This window comes from Limosilactobacillus sp. DJ3M12, assembly GCF_947381695.1.
In the GTDB taxonomy this organism is placed as follows: domain Bacteria; phylum Bacillota; class Bacilli; order Lactobacillales; family Lactobacillaceae; genus Limosilactobacillus; species Limosilactobacillus kinnaridis.
Window position 1 is genome coordinate 128,084 of the sequence record NZ_CANCWY010000001.1, and the last position, 20,150, is coordinate 148,233.

The following is a 20,150-nucleotide window of genomic DNA, read 5'->3' on the forward strand; positions in this document are numbered from 1 at the left end:
CTCCTTTTAAAAATTATTTGACGTTTCTTGACTTTTAGGGGAGTAATTGGTATATTATACAGTGTGTTTAGCACTTGACCCTAATGAGTGCTAAAAGGGGAAGTGATATACGATGCTAACACAACGACAGAAAAAGATTCTGCAAGCGATTGTACGTCAATACACATCAACTGGTCAACCGGTTGGATCAAAACATTTAGCAGAAAAGTTGCCTTTTAAGGTCAGTTCAGCAACTGTCCGTAATGAGATGGCGGTTTTAGAGGACAATGATTTGATCTTAAAAGAGCACTCTTCATCAGGCCGGATTCCATCAAAACGAGGTTACCGTTATTATGTTGATAATTTGCTTGATCCACAAGCAGTTACTGATAATGACCTGGTAGTAATTCAAAACTCACTTGGAACCGGTTTTCAAAAGATTGACGAGATTATTTCACATTCAGCAGATATCTTATCAAACTTAACTTCATATACTGCTTTTACATTAAAGCCTGAGCAAGAAAGTGTTCGTTTGAGTGGCTTTCGAGTTGTGCCGCTAGGAAATCATAAGGTTATTGCGATCTTGGTTACCGATAACGGTGAGGTTGAAAATCAGTCATTCACTTTGCCGTCGGACATTGACACAGATGCATTGCAGGCAGTAATTAGAATGATTAATGATCAATTAGTTGGTTTGCCGCTATCAGAAGTGGTAAAACGACTAAAAGATGATATTCCACTTCAGGTTCTGCATTATATGCATAGTCCCGATGGTTTCCTTGATATTTTTGATAATGTCTTATCTCAAGCAGCACGTGAGCGGTTTTTCGTTGGTGGTCGATTGAACTTACTGGATTTTGCAAGTACTCATGATCCCCATGCAATCCAATCACTGTATGGCTTGTTAGATAAGAACGACAACTTATCGAATATCTTGGATTCAACACTTACCTCAGATAATGGAGTTAATGTTAAAATCGGTCAAGAAATCTCTAAGAATAAGCTTCTTGATGATTATAGCTTGATTACTGCAAGTTATAATGTTGAACAATATGGACGAGGAATTATTGCAGTTCTTGGTCCAACAAGGATGCCTTATTCACGGACGATTGGAATTGTAAATGCCTTTCGCCAAGAATTAGCAAAACGGCTATTAGATTTCTACCGTCACTATTATGATTCATAGGAGGCGAGTTAATTGGCCAAGGAAAAACAAGAAGAACAACAAAAACAAACTGCGCCTGAAAATGAAAAGGCACCTAAAAAAGATATAAAAAAAGAGGCTTCAGATAAGAAGGATGATCAAACTGTTAAATTAAAAGAAGAGATCGCTGACTTAAAGAAGCAGCTCGCTGATAAAGATGACAAATATTTACGAGCAGAAGCAGAAATTCAAAATATGACTAATCGTTTTAATAAAGAACGGGCTCAAATCCTTAAATATGATGGTCAGGATTTAGCAAAGTCAATTTTACCAGTGCTTGATAACCTTAAACGGGCTTTAGCAATTGAAGTTGTAGACGATAATGGCAAGCAACTTAAAAAGGGCATTCAAATGGTCCATGATCATCTTGTAAAGGCATTAAATGATCATGGCATCACTGAAATCAAAGCTGATGGTGAAACATTTGATCCTACTCTTCACCAGGCAGTTCAAACTGTTTCGGTCGAAGAAGGTCAGAAGCCTGAAACTGTTGTTAATGTTCTTCAAGCAGGATATCAACTCAAAGACCGGGTATTACGCCCAGCAATGGTTGTTGTAGCTCAATAAATTTGTGAGAGAAGGAAATAAATTATGGCAAGTAATAAGATTATTGGTATTGATTTAGGTACTACTAACTCTGCGGTTGCTGTTATGGAAGGTAATGAACCTAAGATTATCACCAACCCAGAAGGAAGTCGGACAACACCATCTGTTGTTTCATTTAAGAATGGTGAAACTCAAGTTGGAGAAGTAGCAAAGCGTCAAGCGATTACTAATCCTAACACTATTTCATCAATCAAGAGTCACATGGGTGAAGCAGGATACACTGTTGAAGTTGATGGTAAGAAATATACTCCACAAGAAATTTCAGCAATGATTTTGCAATACCTTAAGAAATATGCTGAAGACTACATTGGTGATACTGTTACTCAAGCAGTTATTACTGTTCCTGCATACTTCAATGATGCTCAACGTCAAGCTACTAAGGATGCCGGTAAAATTGCGGGCCTTGATGTAAAGCGGATTATTAACGAACCTACTGCTTCATCCCTAGCATACGGTCTTGACAAGAAGGACAAAGATGAAAAGATCCTTGTTTATGACCTTGGTGGTGGTACATTCGATGTTTCCATCCTTGAATTAGGTGACGGTGTCTTCCAAGTTCTTTCTACTAATGGTGATACTCATTTAGGTGGGGATGACTTTGACCAAAAGATCATGGATTGGTTAATTGATGGCTTTAAGGAAGAACATGGTGTTGATCTTTCTCAAGATAAGATGGCTCTTCAACGTTTGAAGGATGCTGCTGAAAAGGCTAAGAAGGACTTGTCAGGTGTTCAAGAGGCACAAATCAGCTTACCATTTATTTCAGCTGGTGAAAACGGTCCATTACACTTGGAAAAGACATTAAGCCGGGCACAATTTAACCAATTAACTAATGACTTAGTTGAACGGACAAAGCAACCAGTATTGAATGCTTTGAAAGATGCTGATCTTACTTTTGATGACATTGATGAAGTTATCTTAAACGGTGGATCTACTCGTATTCCTGCTGTTCAAGAAATGGTTAAGGAATTAACTGGTAAGGAACCTAACCACTCAATTAATCCTGACGAAGCCGTTGCTCTTGGTGCAGCTATTCAAGGTGGGGTTCTTACTGGTGATGTTAAGGATGTCGTATTACTTGATGTTACTCCACTTTCACTTGGTATTGAAACCATGGGTGGTGTCTTCACTAAGTTGATTGACCGTAACACAACTATTCCTACTTCAAAGAGTCAAATCTTCTCTACTGCTGCTGATAACCAACCAGCTGTTGATATTCACGTTCTTCAAGGTGAACGTCCAATGGCAGCAGATAACAAGACTTTAGGTAACTTCCAACTAACTGATATTCCTGCTGCTCCTCGTGGTGTTCCTCAAATCAAAGTTACATTTGATATCGATAAGAACGGTATTGTTAATGTTTCTGCTGAAGATCAAGGAACTCACAAGAAGCAAAATATCACTATCAAGTCTAACTCAGGCTTAAGTGATGAAGAAATTGAACGGATGAAGAAGGATGCTGAAGAGCATGCTGAAGCCGACAAGAAGAAGAAGGAAGAAGTTGACTTAAAGAATGAAGTTGACCAAGAACTCTTCCAAGTTGATAAGACTTTGAAGGAAGTTAAGGGTAAAGTTCCTGAAGATGATATCAAGAAGGCTGAAAGTGCTCGTGACGAATTAAAGAAGGCTAAAGAAAGCGGCAACCTTGATGAAATGAAAGCTAAGAAGGATGCTTTAAACAAAGTTATTCAAGACCTTAGCGTAAAGCTTTACCAACAAGCTCAAGGTGCACAAGGTGGCGCTGCTAATGGTCAGCCTGGTGATAACCAACAAAATGGTAATAACAACGGTAATGATGACAATACTGTTGATGGTGATTTTAAGGACGTTACACCAGACGACAAGAAATAGCCTGCGGTAAACAGTCTTAAAATGTTAGTGTAAAAGCCAAAGGCCAGAAAAAAGGACTTTGGCTTTTACTTTCGTTTGCTGGCTGTGGTATAACTAAACAAGCAATAAAGTAATGAGGTATTTATTATATGGCAGAACAAGATTATTATGACATTTTAGGTGTCTCTAAGGATGCATCCGAAAAAGACATCAAGCGTGCATATCGTCGGCTTGCGGCAAAATACCACCCAGATGTTAACCACGAGCCTGGTGCAGAAGAAAAGTTTAAGAAGATTAATGAAGCATATGAGACATTAAGTGATAGCCAAAAACGTGCTCAATATGATCAATTTGGTTCAGCTGGCCCACAAGGTGCTGGCGGTCAAGGCTTTGGCGGCTTTGGTGGTGGTCAAGCTTATTCTAACTTTGGCGGCGGCTTTGACGACATCTTTAGTCAATTCTTTGGTGGCGGTGGTCGTACTCGTCGGGACCCAACAGCCCCGCGTCAAGGACGTGATTTACAATATGCAATGACTCTTGATTTTATGGATGCGGTTTTTGGTAAAACAACTACTATCAAGTATAACCGTGATGCAGAATGTAAGACTTGTCATGGAACCGGAGCAAAGCCTGGTAAATCGCCAATAACTTGTCCACGGTGTCATGGTGCCGGCGTGATTACGAGTGTTCGTCAAACACCACTAGGCAATATGCAAACTCAAACCACTTGTCCAGAATGTAATGGAACTGGAAAGATTATTAAGCCAGAAGATCGTTGTGATACTTGCCATGGTGCAGGACATATTCACGAACGTCATGAGCTAGAAGTGAAGGTGCCTGCCGGTGTTGATGATGGTCAACAAATGCGGCTCCAACACCAAGGAGACGCTGGTGAGAATGGTGGCCCAGCCGGAGATTTGTATATTGTCTTTCGGGTAACACCAAGTCGTGAATTCCGTCGTGACGGTTCAACAATTTACGTTGATCGTGATATTTCGTTTGCTCAAGCAGCCTTGGGAGACGAAGTAAAAGTTAAAACGGTTCATGGTGATGTTAACCTTAAGATTCCTGCGGGAACCCAATCAGAAACTAATTTCCGCTTGCGTGGCAAAGGGGTTCCACACCTTAACGGTAATGGTAACGGAGATGAACATGTTACTGTCCATGTTAAGACACCTAAGAGCCTTAACAAGCGTCAGCGTGAAGCAATGTTAGCTTTTGCGGCTGCTAGTGGTGAAGATGTTAAGGGTGTGAAGAAGACAGTTCTTGATAAGTTACGTGATGCCTTTGAGGATAAGTAAATAATTTTTATGAAGCAGGAAAAGCTTAATATTTTTCCTGCTTTTTGTATATCTAGTAGAAGGTTTCCCATTCTAAACGAGGATTTGGTATACTAGATAAAGAATATTCGTTGAAAGTGAGTCTTTTTAAATGAACCTAGAAGAAATGAAAGAGCGGCAAAAACACATTCGGAATTTCTCGATTGTTGCCCACATTGACCATGGAAAATCAACGCTTGCTGATCGTATTTTAGAAATGACTGATTCAATCAGCAAACGTGAAATGAAAAACCAGATTCTTGATGATATGCCTCTAGAACGTGAACGGGGCATTACAATCAAATTAAATGCCGTCGCCTTGACATATCATGCTAAAGACGGTGAAGATTACATTTTCCATTTAATCGATACACCAGGCCACGTCGATTTTTCTTATGAAGTATCACGGTCTCTTGCTGCCTGTGAAGGTGCCGTCTTAGTGGTCGATGCAACGCAAGGGGTAGAAGCACAGACCCTTGCTAACGTCTTTTTAGCGCTTGACAATGACCTTGAGATCTTACCTGTTATCAATAAGATCGATTTACCTTCTGCTGATCCTGAGGGTACTAAGAAACAGATTGAAGACGAGATTGGTTTAGATACTGATGAGGCAGTTGATATTAGTGCTAAGACTGGAATGGGCGTTGATGAAGTCCTTGAAAAAATCGTTAAGGATGTCCCAGCACCAACAGGAGATTTAACTGCGCCGTTAAAAGCCCTTATCTTTGATTCAAAGTATGATGATTATCGGGGCGTGGTTCTTAGTGTCCGGGTTGTTGAAGGAACGGTTAAAAAAGGTGACCGAATTAAGTTAATGAACGGTGGTACCGAATATGAAGTTGCTGAAGTAGGAATTAACTCTCCTAAACCATTGGTACGTGATGTATTGATGGCTGGGGATGTAGGTTATATTACCGCGGCAATTAAAGACATTAAAGATACTCGGGTCGGTGATACGGTTACAAGTGCAGATAATCCTACAGATAAGCCGTTAGAAGGATATCGGCAAATGACGCCAATGGTATATGCTGGACTTTATCCAACTGATAATGCTAAATTTAATGATTTACGTGATGCGTTGGAAAAGCTTCAACTTAATGATGCAGCATTAACCTTTGAACCGGAATCATCGCAAGCATTGGGATTTGGATTCCGTTGTGGTTTCTTAGGATTACTTCACATGGACGTTATTCAAGAACGACTTGAACGTGAATTTAATCTTGATTTAATCACAACTGCACCATCTGTTACTTACCATGTTGAATTAGCGGATGGGACAACAAAAGAAGTGGAAAATCCAGCTGAAATGCCAGACGCTTCTTCCATTAAAGCGATTAAGGAACCATATGTCCGCGCTTCAATCATGGTACCCAATGATTATGTTGGCCCAGTAATGGAGCTTTGCCAACGTAAACGGGGAGACTTTGATACGATGGAATATCTAAGTGATACCCGGGTAAACGTTATTTATCATATTCCGCTGTCAGAAATTATTTTTGACTTCTTTGACAAGTTAAAGAGTTCTACACGGGGATACGCTTCCTTAGATTATGAAATTGATGGTTACCGGCCAAGTAATTTGGTTAAGATTGACATCTTGCTCAATGGCGATAAGGTGGATGCATTGAGCTTTATTGCTCACCGTGACTTTGCGGCAGAACGTGGTCGGGAAATTACTGCTAAGTTAAAGAAGATTATTCCACGGCAAAACTTTGAAATCCCAATTCAAGCAGCAATAGGCTCAAAAATTATTGCCCGGACCAATATTAAAGCCTACCGAAAAGACGTTACTGCCCGTATTCATACAGGGGATCCAGACCGGCGTGCTAAATTATTAGATAAGCAGAAACGTGGGAAGAAACGGATGAAGGCTGTCGGAAAAGTTGATATTCCTCAGGCCGCCTTTATGGCCGTTTTGAAGACCGATGAGCAATTGGATGAGAAGTAAACGTTGATGTAAAGGTATTTATTGGCTTTGTATAAAACAAAAATATACAAAACTAGTAATTTTTACCACGTGAGCTTAAAATGTGGTAAAAATTAAGGATCAGTATTCCCTAAGAAATAGAGGTACTGATCCTTTTTTGAAAAAGATTAGCTGTTTCTTTCTTGGATTCGGTTGCAAGATGGACGTAAGTATCTGATGTTGATATAGAAATATCACTTCCTATACCAATATCAGATTTTTTGTTTTTAAACTAAAAAGAGGCTCGCCCTCTGATACAATGAAATCGCCAAATCACATATAAAAGAAGGTAACCCCATAAATAATAATACAAGGACTCTCCTCGATTTAACAGATTCTCATTTAATTTTTTCATCATTCGATTAAACATGGTGGGTTTTTATACTCGCTCAATACTGCAGTCCTCACCAAATTAGCGTATCATAGATAATGTAATCGCTATTATTTGAGGAGGAAATAAATATGCAAAATAAAGATGCTTGTACATCAATTATGGTCGGTAAAAAGGCTTCTCTCGACGGTGCTAATTATATTGCTCGTAATGAAGATCGCGTAAAAGCAATTGAACCCAAGCGATTTTTAGTAGAACCGGCAGTAAAAGGACGCCACGAAACCTACGTATCACCTTACAATAAAGTAACTGTAGCCTTGCCGGAAGAGAGAATGCGTTATACTTCTACGCCTACCCTTGATCAAACAGCCGGACCTAATGAAGAAGATGGAATTAATGAAGCAAATGTGGCAGCTTCCTTTACTGAGAGTGTTTATGCAAATGATCGGGTGTTAGCATATGATCCATACGTAAAAAATGGCCTGGCAGAAGACTCACTTTGTACTTTAGTATTACCGTATATTCATTCTGCCCGTGAAGGAGTTGAATATACTGGAAAATTAATTGCTGAATTGGGCTCTGCTGAGGGAAATGGAATGCAATTTGCAGATGCAGATGATATTTGGTATATGGAAGTAGTAACTGGTCACCAATGGGTTGCAGTTCGTATTCCTGATGATTGTTATGCTGTTACTCCTAACCAGGTAGCAATTGAAGATATCGATTTTGACGATCCTGATAATTATATGTGGGCTGATGGAATTCAAGAATTTGTTGAAGAACACCAATTAAACCCTGACCATGACCGGTGGGATTTCCGTCATATTTTTGGTACCAGTACACAAAAAGACCGTCATTACAACACACCGCGGACCTGGTTTGCTCAACGTTACCTTAGTCCTAATGCTTCATTAGGCCAACGTCCCGAAGATTCTGAAATGCCATTTATTCGTAAGGCTGAATTTAAGATTGCTAATGAAGACATCCAATATGTTCTAAAATCGCATTTTAATGAGACACCTTACGATCCAATGGGGGATGCTCCTGAAAGTAAGACTTACCGAGCTATCTCTTTATCACGGACGGCCCAATCACATATTTTACAAGTGCGCAATCTGAATAAATATAAAACAAGTATTCATTGGATTGAATTAGGGGTCCCAGCCTTTAACCCTTATGTTCCATTTTTTGCTAATGCTGACGATACTGATGAATCATATCGAAACGTACCGGAAAAAATGAACTTAGAGTCTGCATTCTGGTTAAATGAAGCCTTAGCAGAGGTTGTTGAAAGTCATTATCAAGAATTTATGGAAAAAGATGAAGACTACCAAAAGGAACTAAATGAATGGGCACGCCGTAAAATTGCGCAGGTTGATAAAGAAGCAGCTAGTCTTGAAAGGCAGGCATTAACTGATTATCTAACTGGGCAAAATCATGAAATAGCTACCCATTATAATGAACGGACAAAGGCCCTCTTCTTTGAATTATTAACTGAAGGCTGTGAGCTTTCAAAGATGTCATTTAAGATGGATCCTAACCTTTAAGATATTTTGAATATTGACATTTCTCACTTTATTATTAAAATATAATTAATGTAAAATGAGAGAAGGATAAAAATGAGAATTCAAGCAACCGATGAACGGCATTATCTAGTAGAAGTTTTTACAAAATTGGGATTTAACCAAGATGACAGTCAATTATTAGCAGACACTCTAGTTGATGCGGATTTACGCGGGATCTCATCTCATGGGATTCAACGATTAGCATGGTATCGTCGGATGATTAAAGAAGGAACGATTATTCCCCAAAATAAAGCCAAAATTATTCGTGAGTTACCAGGATCCGTCCTTGTTGACGCTAATCAAAATATGGGACAGCTCGCAACGGTTTTAGCGACTCAAAAAATAATTGAAAAGGCTAAGAAAACAGGGGTGGCAATTGCTGTTATTCGCAATTCGAATCACTTCGGCACCGCTGGTTACTATACAAGATTAGCGTTAGAAGCTGGATTGGTAGGAGTTGCCCTTACTAACACTCGTCCCCTGGTAGTCCCAACTAATGCTACTCAGGCTTTTCTTGGGTCTAATGCTTTTGCGTTTGGCTTTCCTGCTTCTCCACATCCATTTATGTTTGATGGTGCCACTTGTGTTGTTTCAGGTGGAAAAATTCAAGTTCATGCTAAAAAAGGCGAACCGTTGCCAGGCGAATGGGCAGTTGATAAAGATCGGCAGGTAGTAACTGATGCGCAAGAGGCAGAAGATATTCTTGCCACCGCGGCCTTTACTGAAGGGGAACAAAAAGGTGGAGGAGTTCTCACTCTTGGCGGAAATGATGAGGAAAATTCTAATTATAAGGGGATGGGAAATTCTATCGTAATTGAATTATTGACGGGTATTTTAGCTCAAGGCTCTATCTCTGCCGATACTGTTAGTGGTAAACATGATTTTAGTCAATTTGTAATGGTTCTTAATCCAGCATTCTTTGGTGATCCAGAGGTATTGAAGAAAGATGCCACATCAATGCTAGATCGAATTCGCCAGCTTGAACATATTCCTGGTAAAGAAATTTGGGTACCCGGTGATCGTGAGTACCGTTTATTAGCAGAAAATAAAGAAAAAGGTGTCACGATTGATGAAAAGACCTATCAAGAAATGAAAGAAATAGGAACTGAACTTGGTATTGATGTTCCTTAATAATTGATAAACTCCTTCAAATCCTGATAAGTGAAAGTGGTACACTGAATATATGAGGAAAAAGGAGCATTTTAAATGGAAGATCGAGAATTAGTAATGTTTTGGCTCGCAGGTGATCATAAGTTAGCAATTCGAAAGGGGCTTACTTCGGCAATTTTAGCGAGTGAACTTAGAAAAAAGGGTTATAAGGATAAATTAATAGAAGACTTTCTTGATGATTTTGCACGTGACTTAAAAAATGATCAAAAATAGGCAAAAAAACTCCCAACGTTTTACTAAACGCTGAGAGTTTTTTAGTAGCACGATAATCTATCGTTTTATTTATGAATACGGCTTAGTTGTTACCTTGTAACTTTGCCATACCGTTCTTAGCAACTTCTTCCAATTGCTTAGCAGAGTCGGCCATAGCCTTCTTTTCACGGTCGTTAAGTGGAACTTCAATAACCTTTGCAACACCAGAAGCATTAACAACAGCTGGAGTACCGATGTAAAGGTCGTTAAGTCCGTATTCACCGTTCATTGGGGCACCGATAGGGAGAACAGAATTTTCATCACGAAGAATAGCCTTTGAAATCCGCATTAAAGCAGTGGCAACACCATAGAAGGTAGCACCTTTGCGGTTAATGATTTCGTATGCCTTGTTACGAACATCATCTTCAATCTTAAGTAATTCATCTTCTGAAATACCTTCATCCTTAGCGATGTCAAGTAATGGCTTGCCACCAACAGTAGCACTTGAGTAAGCAGCAAATTCGGAATCACCATGTTCACCCATAATGTTAGCAATAACATCACGAGGGTCAACATCAAGCTTCTTACCAAGAGCAACCCGAAGACGTGCGGAATCAAGTGAAGTACCTGAACCAACAACCTTGTTCTTAGGGAAGCCAGAAAGCTTTTGAACAGCATAGGTAAGGATGTCAACTGGGTTAGCTGCAACTAAGAAGATTCCGTCAAAACCAGACTTAACGATTGGTTCTACAACGGACTTAATGATCTTCAAGTTCTTATCAACTAATTGAAGACGAGTTTCACCAGGCTTTTGTGGAGCACCAGCAGTAATAACAACTAAATCAGCGTCTTTGCAAGTGTCGTAATCTGCTGAGTAGATGTTCTTAGGAGCGGTGAAGGCAGTAGCGTCTTCAAGGTCCATTGCGTCCCCTTCAGTCCGTTCCTTAATAATATCAACGATAGCAAATTCTTCAGCAATTCCTTGTTGTGCCATTGCGAAGGCGTAACTTGAACCGACAGCACCGTCACCAACAAGAACAACTTTTTGATGATTCTTAGACATAATAAACAGTCTCCCTTTCATCTTATGTATACATTATTTGAGATTTCTCTCACAGTAATGATTATAACATTCCGCAGAAAAATTACTATAAGATTTTATAGATAAATTAGTTAGTGAATAATCCTGCTCCTAAGATAATGACTGCTAAAAGGATCGCTGGCCAAAGTAAAACATGAATTAATGTCCCGATTAATAGAATAAGAAGGATTAGACCAATGAACTTAACCGTTAAAACCCCAATCTTCCATAGCAACCAGCAGATAAGAATAGCAATTAAGAGACTCACTATTGTAATCACCTTTCCTTAAAGTATCGTGAACATAGTATAGCATTTTTTTGAAAATTAAAGTTTAAACATAGATTAAACTTTGGAACGTTGGTGACCTGTGCTAAAATATACCTATCTAGGGAGATTAATTTAAAATTGATCAGGAATAATAATAGAGGAGGTGGTTACCATTCTGAATCGAACTAAGCAGTTTATGCGCGACAATGATTTAATGTATAAAAAAGAGTACATTCGGCCAATGATGACACCCCAACACGTATATGTGTTCCGCTTTGGTAAACACAGACTAAATAATCGGGTAATTGTTCGTTATTCCCATACTTGGACCGGACGATTAAAAATTAACGAGATTGATGTTCGGTTGCATCACCAACATCATCCCCGTATTTTCTTGACTGAGTCCGACTTAATCGATTACTTAAGTCATCATTTAGAAAAAGAAAAGAAACGCGAACAAGAACGACCACATATTAGTAAAGTTGATAATGAAAATGATTAGACTTTATTAAGTTGGTATTTATCGTGACCATTTACTTTTATTGTGGTCACGATTTTATTATTTAAGGAGGTCATTAAATGGATTGGATAGCAATAAAGGTAATAACTTCTAGTGAGGCTGTTGAAGCAGTTAGCTATATTTTGACGGATATGGGAGCACAAGGCGTTCAAATTGAAGATGCCGCTGATTTTGCAAACTTACATGAGGGAAAGTATGGGGACCACGGTGAATTTATTGATCCATCATCAATTCCGCACCGAAAAAATGGCGCAGCAGTATCTGGATATTTCCCACAAAACGTATTTGTTCCTGAACTTTTGCCAACTATCCATCAACGAGTAGCAAAATTAAGGGATTATGGCCTGAATCCAGGAGAAAATGATGTCTCAGCAGCGACTGTCGATAATCAACAATGGGCAACGGTTTGGCAAAAATATTATCACCCATTAAGAGTAACGGATCAGTTAACGATTGTTCCGCAATGGGAAGAATATGAGCCAGCAGATCCTAAAGAAAAATTAATCTTTCTTGATCCAGGAATGGCTTTTGGTACCGGGACTCATCCAACTACTCGTTTAATGCTGGAGGCCCTTGAAAAAACAGTTGTTGGTAATGAATATGTAATCGATGTCGGGACAGGTTCTGGTGTTTTAAGTATTGCTGCCAAGCACTTAGGGGCAGGAAAAGTTGATGCTTATGATATTGATGAAGTAGCAGTCAACTCAGCAAAAAAGAATCTTGCACTAAACCCGGTCGCTAAAGATGTTAAGGTTGGCGTAAATAGCCTATTAGATGGGATCCATACCCAGGCAGATTTGATTGTTGCTAATATGCTTGCGGAAATCATCGTACCTCTTATTCCTCAAGCATATGAAAATCTTAAGCCAGGTGGCAAATTCCTTGTTTCTGGAATTATCGATGATAAGGCTCCGTTGATTCGTCAAAAGTTGCAAGAGCAAGGATTTATAATTGACGATGAACAGCAGATGAAGGACTGGCACGGAATGATTACCCACAAGCCAATCGAGGTGAAATAAATGCAACGCTATTTTGTTAATGTAACTCCAGCTAATGAAGTAACATTGCCATCTGAAGCAGCCCACCACTTGTTAAAGGTAATGCGCGCAGAGGTTGGAACAAGTGTTGAGCTTGTATTAGCCGACCACTGTGTTTACCTTGCGACTCTTAGTACTACAGAACCAACGGCGACATTAAAAATCAATCAGAAGTTAGATGCTGATAGTGAATTGCCAGTTTCGGTAACGCTTGCCTGCGGAATTCCAAAGACTAAAGAGAAACCAGAATTAATTGTTCAAAAGGCAACTGAATTGGGGGCAGACAAAATTGTTTTCTTCGATGCTGCTCGCTCCATTAGTCATTGGCAGGGAAATAAGCAGAAACGAAAGATCGAACGTCTGCAAAAAATAGCTGAATCAGCAGCAGAACAATCCCATCGAAATAAAATTCCGCAGGTTGAATACAGTGCAAATCTTGATCAATTGTTAGCCGATTATCCCGCTACCAAACGGATAGTTGCTTGGGAAGAATCAGCTAAACAGGGTGAAACAAGTGCTTTAGCGCAACAATTTAATGCCCTTAACCCGGGAGACTCGCTCCTTGCCATTTTTGGTCCAGAAGGTGGATTAACGGAAAATGAAATTGCTAAAATGAATGAAGCTGGCGTGGTAGCAGCAGGTTTAGGACCACGAATTCTACGAACTGAAACAGCGCCTTTATATTTCATGGCGGCTATCTCATATGCAATGGAATTGTCATAATGTAGCTGGCTTACTTATGGTAAAATAAAGAACAGCTTTAATCGGTGATTTAAAACTGAATATAGGTGTTGAAAGAGAATGAATTTTATGAAAAAAGCATGGGAACATTTAGATAAACCATTATGGCTAGCTAGCATTTTAATTGGGATTGTATTGACGCTCGTTGTTGATAAGCTTCCATTTGTTACGCGAGTTGTAATGGTAGAGATTGTCTTAATCCTTATTAATGGTATTTTTAGTATTTGGTCCGGTTATTGGATTTATAAGCACCAGCGAAAATGGGGCGAGTTATTCATTTTTCCAATCCTTTACTTGATAACTGCGTATTTCTTTATGCCCCGATATACTTATTATTTTGCCCTTGCTTACTTAGCGCTTGCGTACTTATCCTGGGCAATGCGTCAACAAAAGTAATTGAAAGGAGGTCGTCCGATGTCAAAAGAAAAGGAATTGACACATGAAGATGTTCAAAAGATAGTTAGTTCTTATATGAATGAAGAACACGTTGCTTTAGTTGAAAAGGCATATCATTTTGCCGAGGTAGCTCACCATGATCAACGACGTAAATCTGGGGAACCGTATATTATTCATCCTATCCAAGTTGCGGGGATCCTTGCTAATCTTCATATGGATCCCGAAACAGTTTGTGCAGGATATTTACATGATATTGTAGAAGATACTGGCGCAACCTTAGATGATATTAAAGAACTCTTTGGACCAACCATTGCAATGATCGTTGATGGTGATACAAAGCTTGGTAAGATTCGTTACAAATCAAATAAAGAACAAATGGCTGCTACTCATCGTAAATTATTACTTGCAATGTCAAAGGATATTCGGGTAATGATTGTCAAGCTTGCGGACCGTCTTCATAATATGCGCACTCTTAAGCATTTGCGTCCTGATAAGCAGCGCCGCATCTCAAATGAAACCCTTGAAATTTATGCTCCAATTGCGGATCGCTTGGGTATCAGTACTATTAAGTGGGAACTAGAAGATCTATCATTACGGTACTTAAATCCGCAACAATATTACCGGATTGTCCATTTAATGAATTCACGGCGCGATCAGCGGGTTGACTATATTGATGAGTCAATTAAGTTGATAAAAAAGGCGATTGCAGATTTGGACTTAGGGCCGAATGTTGAAATTTATGGCCGGCCTAAACATATTTATTCTGTCTACCGTAAAATGGTTACTCAGCATAAGCAATTTAGCCAAATCTATGATCTTCTTGCAGTTCGAATTGTCGTTGACTCAATCCGGGACTGCTATGCTGCTCTTGGAGCGATCCATACTAATTGGAAACCAATGCCTGGACGGTTTAAGGATTATATTGCAATGCCTAAGACTAACGGGTACCAATCCTTGCATACAACAATTATTGGACCAGAAGGACGGCCATTAGAAGTACAGATTCGAACTCACAAGATGCATGAAATTGCTGAATATGGGGTTGCTGCTCACTGGGCATATAAAGAAGGAAAGACTAATGGAATCCAACAAACTCAGGATAGCCAAAAGCTAAATGTCGTCAAAGAAATCCTTGAATTACGAAGTGAAAGTCAAGGCACAGATGAATTTATGCAGGGGATTCAGAGCGATATATTTACTGATAAGGTCTATGCATTCACCCCTAAAGGTGACGTAATTGAAATGCCTAAGGGATCTGGACCACTTGATATGGCTTACCAAATTCATACTGAAGTTGGTAATCATACAACTGGAGCTAAAGTAAATGGACGGATTGTACCCCTTGATTATGAGATCAAAAATGGTGATATTGTTGATATTTTGACTTCATCATCATCAGCTGGTCCGAGTCGTGATTGGTTTGATTTGGTTTCAACGCGGCGAGCTCGTAATAAGATTCGCCAATTCTTCCGTGCACACGATCGAGAAAAGAACATTGAAGAAGGAAAACAACTTCTTGAAAACGAACTCCGTGAAGCAGGATATTCGCCAGCAGAATTAATGACTGATGAAAAATGTGAGGAAGTTGCTCAAGAGACTCATTACAATAGTAGTGATGATATGTTTGCGGCCCTAGGATTTGGTGACTTGGCTCCCGTTGGTATTAGAAATCGTTTTACTGCTGATATCCGTCAGCAAGTTGAAAGCGACCGCCAACAAGCAGCAGAAAAAGCTGTACTAGAAGATCACCAGACTCTTGAGAAGCCAAATGAACGTGAAAAGCAAAAACAGGCTAAGGCATCGAGCGAGGGCGTAATTGTTGAAGGAGTTGACAATCTTCTTGTTCGTTTAAGTCATTGCTGTAGTCCAATCCCAGGAGATGCTATTACTGGCTACATTACAAAGGGACGGGGAGTATCGGTTCACCGGGATGATTGTCCGAATATTAAAGCTGCCCGTAAGAATGGCGAACGAATTGTTAGTGTATATTGGGCAAATCCTAATGGCGACAAAACAAACTACAATGCTGACTTGGAAGTTCAGGGATACAATCGAAATGGCTTGTTAAATGATGTTTTACGTTCAGTAAATAACAGTACTCGCTTCTTAAATTCAGTTAACGGAAAAGTTGACCATAACAAGATGGTAACAATTAGTTTGATTATCGGAGTGCGTAATTTACGACAGTTGCAATTAATCATGGATGGTTTAAAAAACATTCCAGATGTTTACGTTGTCAAAAGAATTATTCGATAGGAGGATGCTTGTGCGAGTCGTTTTACAAAAAGTAAATCATGCAGCAGTTTCAATTGATGATGAAGTTGTTGGTAAAATTGGCCTTGGCTATTTTCTCTTAGTCGGTTTTGCTCCAGATGATACCGAAGAAAAATTAGACTACTTAGTACATAAGATTACTAATCTTCGTGTTTTTGAGGATGAAAACGGTAAGATGAATAAGGGGCTACGGGATGTTAATGGTGCAATTTTATCAGTCTCCCAATTTACCCTTTATGCTGACACTAAGCATGGAAATCGTCCTGGATTTTCACAGGCTGCTCGTCCTGAGATTGCTGAACCGTTATATGATCTTTTTAATCAAAAACTAGCTGCTACTGGTATTCCTGTTGAAACCGGACATTTTGGAGCCATGATGAAAATTGATCTGGAAAATGATGGCCCCACGACAATTATTTATGAACGCTAAAAAAGCAAAGAGGGGGCTCGAAAAACGAAGCTAGCCTCTGGGAGCCCCCGCAAGCAACAATAGGCCTCTAACGTTCGGTTTGCCGGACATTAGAGGCCATTGTTGTACTGCGTATTTGCTTTTTATGAAAGTAACTTAACTTATGTCACAGTTTAGTATTGACTTAAAATTTGATCGACTGCGCCACCATAGCTCTCGCCGAATAAGATTAAATGCATGCATAGGTAATAGAAACGATACCACGAAAGGCGTTCCTCTAAATGATCATCAAAGGGAAAGACGCTGCTATATGCCTGATAAAAACTATTATCGAAACCGCCAAAAACAGTTGTCATAGCTAAATCAAATTCACGATCCCCAAATAATGCATCTGGATCGATTAAGTATGGTTTATGATCGCCAGCAAATAAGAAGTTACCGGCCCATAAATCACCATGAAGAAGACTAGGGATGACTTCATGGTGTTGGTAGTAATCAGTAAATTTATTAACCATTTGTTGGTAATGTTCTTGTCGCCATTTATTCCATCGGCCACGTTGGCTTGCCACTTGTACTTCTGGTTCTAGGCGCTGATTAATATAAAAATCAAGCCAGCTTGAATTCCAAGAATTATCTTTTACGAGGGCCTTGGTTTGATGATTATCCATAAAGCCGAATTCTTCATTATGCTGTTGGTGCATTTTGGCAACTGCTAATCCCAGGTCGGCCTGATTACCCCAAGTTTCATCAAGCCAGTTTAAAATTAAATAGGCATTCCCATCGATTTCACCATGGTAAAGTGGGGTTGGGGTATTAATGACCTTACCGATAGCTTTGAGACCATTAATTTCATGACTGAAATAATCTTGTGAATGGTTAGGTTGGACCTTTATAAAGTACCTATTTCCATCAGTAGTTGTGGTTTGATATGCTAAATTAATATCACCACCACTGACTGGTTTAACAGAAGTGAGATTTTTTAATGGAAGGCGCTTAAACCATGCTGTATTTGGACTTTCCAATTGATGTCCCTCCTTTACTAAATTACTTTATTTATACCATTTTTAGGCAAGTATTGTTAAATAAAGTTGATTTATAAGGCACTAATTAACCTTAGTATTGACATTTATGAGGGGATCGAGTAAGGTAAAAATGTAAATTAAAGATATTAATAGCTGTTGATAAAGAATGCTCGGGTACTTGAAATTATCAGCGATTGGAGAAAGGTGAGAGCTCCAAATATTTCGGCCTCGATTGACACTTTTGAAGCTGGGCAATATGCTTCGTCGTTTAGACGTTATTTTTGAGTGATACCAAGGTGGTACCGTGCATTTGCACCCTTGTAATTTCAAGGGTGCTTTTTATTTAAACTGTTATTAAAAACTGAAAGAGGTAAGCGGAGAATGAAGAGAACAAATTATGCTGGGGATACAAATGAACAGCAAGTTGGACAAGAAGTTGTCTTAAAGGGTTGGGTAGCTAAGCGTCGTAACCTAGGTGGACTTATCTTTATTGATTTATGGGATCGGGAAGGAATTGTTCAACTAGTATTCAACGAAAAAGAAAATCCAGAAGCATTTGAAATCGCAAATGCGGTTCGTAACCAATATGTTCTTGAGGTTCAAGGAAAAGTTCAATTACGGGCAGAAAAAGAAATTAATCCAGATATGAAGACTGGAAAAGTTGAAGTAGCCGTTGATAAGGTTAAGGTATTAGCAAAATCAGAAACAACGCCATTTGATATTACTGATGGTGTTGATGCTTCTGAAGACTTACGGATGAAGTACCGTTACCTTGATTTACGGCGCCCAGAAATGATGCGTAATTTGAAGTTGCGGAGTAAGGTTGCTTCGATTGTGCACAATTACTATGATAATGAAGGCTTTATGGATGTTGAAACCCCTGATTTAACACGGTCAACACCAGAAGGAGCACGTGACTACATTGTTCCATCACGTGTTTACCCCGGTCATTTCTATGCTTTGCCACAATCACCACAATTATTTAAGCAATTGTTAATGGCAGCCGGAGTTGATAAGTACTATCAATTAGCACGTTGTTTCCGGGATGAAGACCTTCGTGGTGACCGTCAACCAGAATTTACGCAAATCGATACTGAAATGAGTTTTGCAACTCCTGAAGACATCCAAACAGTTACAGAAGGTTTAATTAAGCGGGTAATGAAGGAAATCGTGGGGGTAGATGTTAAGACTCCATTCCCACGGATGGAATGGCAAGAAGCCATGGACAAGTACGGTTCCGATAAGCCGGATACTCGTTTTGGGATGTTGATTCATGATCTTTCTGATATTGTAAAAGACAGTTCATTTAAGGTTTTTGCTAATACTGTTGCTGATGGTAACTATGTTCGTGCAATTCGCGTTCCTGGTGGAGCAGATAAGTATTCCCGGAAAGATATTTCTAAGTATGAAGAATACATTAAGCGTTTTGGTGCAAAGGGACTTGCATGGGTTAAGGTAACTGCTGATGGTTACAATGGTCCAGTTGCTAAGTTCTTAAATGATCAAGTTGCCCAAATCAATGAAGAAATGGATGCCAAAGAAGGGGACTTAATCCTCTTTGTTGCTGGTAGTTTCCACGTTGTATCAGATTCACTTGGCTACCTTCGTCGTATAATCGCTGAAGAGCTAGATATGATTAAGCCTGACCAATGGAACTACTTATGGGTTGTTAATTGGCCAATGTTTGAATATGATGAAGGCTTTGGAAAGTGGATTGCCGCTCACCACCCATTTACAATGCTAAATGAAGAAGACTTACATTATCTTGAAGATGGGGAAGATCCTCATAAAGCTCATGCTCAAAGTTACGATATTATCTTGAATGGTAACGAGATCGGTGGGGGATCAATTCGTATCCACGATCCAAAGATTCAAGAAAAAGTTCTCAAAGCTCTTGGATATACAAAGGAACGTGCAGAGGCTCGCTTTGGATTCTTACTTAAGGCCTTAACAATGGGAATGCCACCTGAGGGAGGACTTGCCTTTGGTTTGGACCGATGGGTTATGTTACTAGCTCAAGCTGATAGTATTCGGGATGTTATTCCATTCCCTAAGAACTCGAAGGCAGTTGAACCATTAACGGCAGCTCCAGGCAAAGTTAGTGAACAACAACTTGATGATCTTAAAATTGAATTTGATGAAAAAATTGATTACAAGCTCGATCAAGATCCAGATGAGCAATAAATAAAACAAAAATAATCCTCGTGAAAAGGTACTTGAAGGGTACTGTTCACGAGGAT

At 39.4% G+C, this 20,150-nt stretch carries 18 protein-coding genes; 15 read left to right on the top strand and 3 right to left on the bottom strand.

Translation table 11 applies throughout. The annotated features are described in order from the left end of the window. The first annotated feature begins 112 nt into the window (after positions 1 to 112). The 8 genes from hrcA (at position 113) to QOS06_RS00700 (ending at position 10,183) form a co-directional block, all read left to right on the top strand. Positions 113 to 1,165, top strand: coding sequence for a heat-inducible transcriptional repressor HrcA (gene hrcA / locus QOS06_RS00665; RefSeq protein ID WP_283595293.1), 1,053 nt, complete (start codon positions 113 to 115; stop codon positions 1,163 to 1,165). Positions 1,166 to 1,177: 12 nt separating this feature from the next. After that, the gene (grpE, locus tag QOS06_RS00670; RefSeq protein ID WP_003671120.1) at positions 1,178 to 1,750 is read left to right on the top strand and encodes a nucleotide exchange factor GrpE; all 573 of its coding nucleotides are present in this window, start codon (positions 1,178 to 1,180) and stop codon (positions 1,748 to 1,750) included. A 24-nt stretch (positions 1,751 to 1,774) separates the two neighbouring features. Next, positions 1,775 to 3,640, top strand: a complete 1,866-nt coding sequence (gene dnaK, locus QOS06_RS00675; protein ID WP_003671118.1) for a molecular chaperone DnaK — start codon at positions 1,775 to 1,777, stop codon at positions 3,638 to 3,640. 128 nt (positions 3,641 to 3,768) lie between these two features. Then, complete coding sequence (dnaJ, locus tag QOS06_RS00680) at positions 3,769 to 4,920, top strand: molecular chaperone DnaJ (RefSeq protein ID WP_085678262.1); 1,152 nt, start codon at positions 3,769 to 3,771, stop codon at positions 4,918 to 4,920. 130 nt (positions 4,921 to 5,050) lie between these two features. After that, a complete protein-coding gene (gene lepA, locus QOS06_RS00685) occupies positions 5,051 to 6,886 on the top strand; it encodes a translation elongation factor 4 (RefSeq protein ID WP_085678265.1) in 1,836 nt (611 codons plus the stop codon). Positions 6,887 to 7,366: 480 nt separating this feature from the next. Beyond that, on the top strand, positions 7,367 to 8,782 hold the full coding sequence (locus tag QOS06_RS00690) for a C69 family dipeptidase (RefSeq protein ID WP_085678269.1): 1,416 nt from the start codon (positions 7,367 to 7,369) through the stop codon (positions 8,780 to 8,782). 72 nt (positions 8,783 to 8,854) lie between these two features. Further along, a complete protein-coding gene (locus QOS06_RS00695; protein ID WP_078009097.1) occupies positions 8,855 to 9,931 on the top strand; it encodes an Ldh family oxidoreductase in 1,077 nt (358 codons plus the stop codon). A 75-nt stretch (positions 9,932 to 10,006) separates the two neighbouring features. Next, the gene (locus QOS06_RS00700) at positions 10,007 to 10,183 is read left to right on the top strand and encodes a hypothetical protein (protein WP_003671106.1); all 177 of its coding nucleotides are present in this window, start codon (positions 10,007 to 10,009) and stop codon (positions 10,181 to 10,183) included. A gap of 82 nt (positions 10,184 to 10,265) precedes the next feature. On the opposite strand, the gene QOS06_RS00705 is transcribed toward QOS06_RS00700, so the two are convergent. Together QOS06_RS00705 and QOS06_RS00710 are read right to left on the bottom strand one after the other, a co-directional pair. Then, entirely contained in the window at positions 10,266 to 11,225 is a 960-nt protein-coding gene (locus QOS06_RS00705; RefSeq protein WP_035159976.1) for an L-lactate dehydrogenase, read from the bottom strand. A 106-nt stretch (positions 11,226 to 11,331) separates the two neighbouring features. Continuing rightward, entirely contained in the window at positions 11,332 to 11,511 is a 180-nt protein-coding gene (locus QOS06_RS00710; protein ID WP_003668154.1) for a hypothetical protein, read from the bottom strand. Between the two features lie 196 nt (positions 11,512 to 11,707). On the opposite strand from QOS06_RS00710, the gene QOS06_RS00715 reads away from it, so the two are divergent. The 6 genes from QOS06_RS00715 to dtd all read left to right on the top strand — a co-directional run bounded on the left by QOS06_RS00715 (position 11,708) and on the right by dtd (position 16,909). After that, positions 11,708 to 12,013 carry a hypothetical protein gene (locus tag QOS06_RS00715; RefSeq protein ID WP_003668153.1) on the top strand — a complete coding sequence of 102 codons (306 nt, stop codon included), beginning with the start codon at positions 11,708 to 11,710 and terminating at the stop codon, positions 12,011 to 12,013. A 77-nt stretch (positions 12,014 to 12,090) separates the two neighbouring features. Continuing rightward, entirely contained in the window at positions 12,091 to 13,050 is a 960-nt protein-coding gene (gene prmA, locus QOS06_RS00720; protein ID WP_085678271.1) for a 50S ribosomal protein L11 methyltransferase, read from the top strand. Further along, the gene (locus QOS06_RS00725; RefSeq protein ID WP_085678276.1) at positions 13,051 to 13,791 is read left to right on the top strand and encodes a 16S rRNA (uracil(1498)-N(3))-methyltransferase; all 741 of its coding nucleotides are present in this window, start codon (positions 13,051 to 13,053) and stop codon (positions 13,789 to 13,791) included. Between the two features lie 87 nt (positions 13,792 to 13,878). Continuing rightward, a complete protein-coding gene (locus QOS06_RS00730) occupies positions 13,879 to 14,205 on the top strand; it encodes a hypothetical protein (RefSeq protein ID WP_225430975.1) in 327 nt (108 codons plus the stop codon). Between the two features lie 18 nt (positions 14,206 to 14,223). Further along, positions 14,224 to 16,461, top strand: coding sequence for a RelA/SpoT family protein (locus QOS06_RS00735; RefSeq protein ID WP_085678279.1), 2,238 nt, complete (start codon positions 14,224 to 14,226; stop codon positions 16,459 to 16,461). A gap of 10 nt (positions 16,462 to 16,471) precedes the next feature. Then, a complete protein-coding gene (gene dtd / locus QOS06_RS00740; RefSeq protein ID WP_003665822.1) occupies positions 16,472 to 16,909 on the top strand; it encodes a D-aminoacyl-tRNA deacylase in 438 nt (145 codons plus the stop codon). Positions 16,910 to 17,061: 152 nt separating this feature from the next. On the opposite strand, the gene QOS06_RS00745 is transcribed toward dtd, so the two are convergent. Further along, positions 17,062 to 17,910 (bottom strand): fructosamine kinase family protein, encoded by an 849-nt coding sequence (locus QOS06_RS00745; protein ID WP_085678282.1) that lies wholly within the window; start codon positions 17,908 to 17,910, stop codon positions 17,062 to 17,064. Between the two features lie 381 nt (positions 17,911 to 18,291). On the opposite strand from QOS06_RS00745, the gene aspS reads away from it, so the two are divergent. Beyond that, positions 18,292 to 20,094 carry an aspartate--tRNA ligase gene (gene aspS, locus QOS06_RS00750; RefSeq protein WP_085678285.1) on the top strand — a complete coding sequence of 601 codons (1,803 nt, stop codon included), beginning with the start codon at positions 18,292 to 18,294 and terminating at the stop codon, positions 20,092 to 20,094. Positions 20,095 to 20,150: the final 56 nt, after the last annotated feature.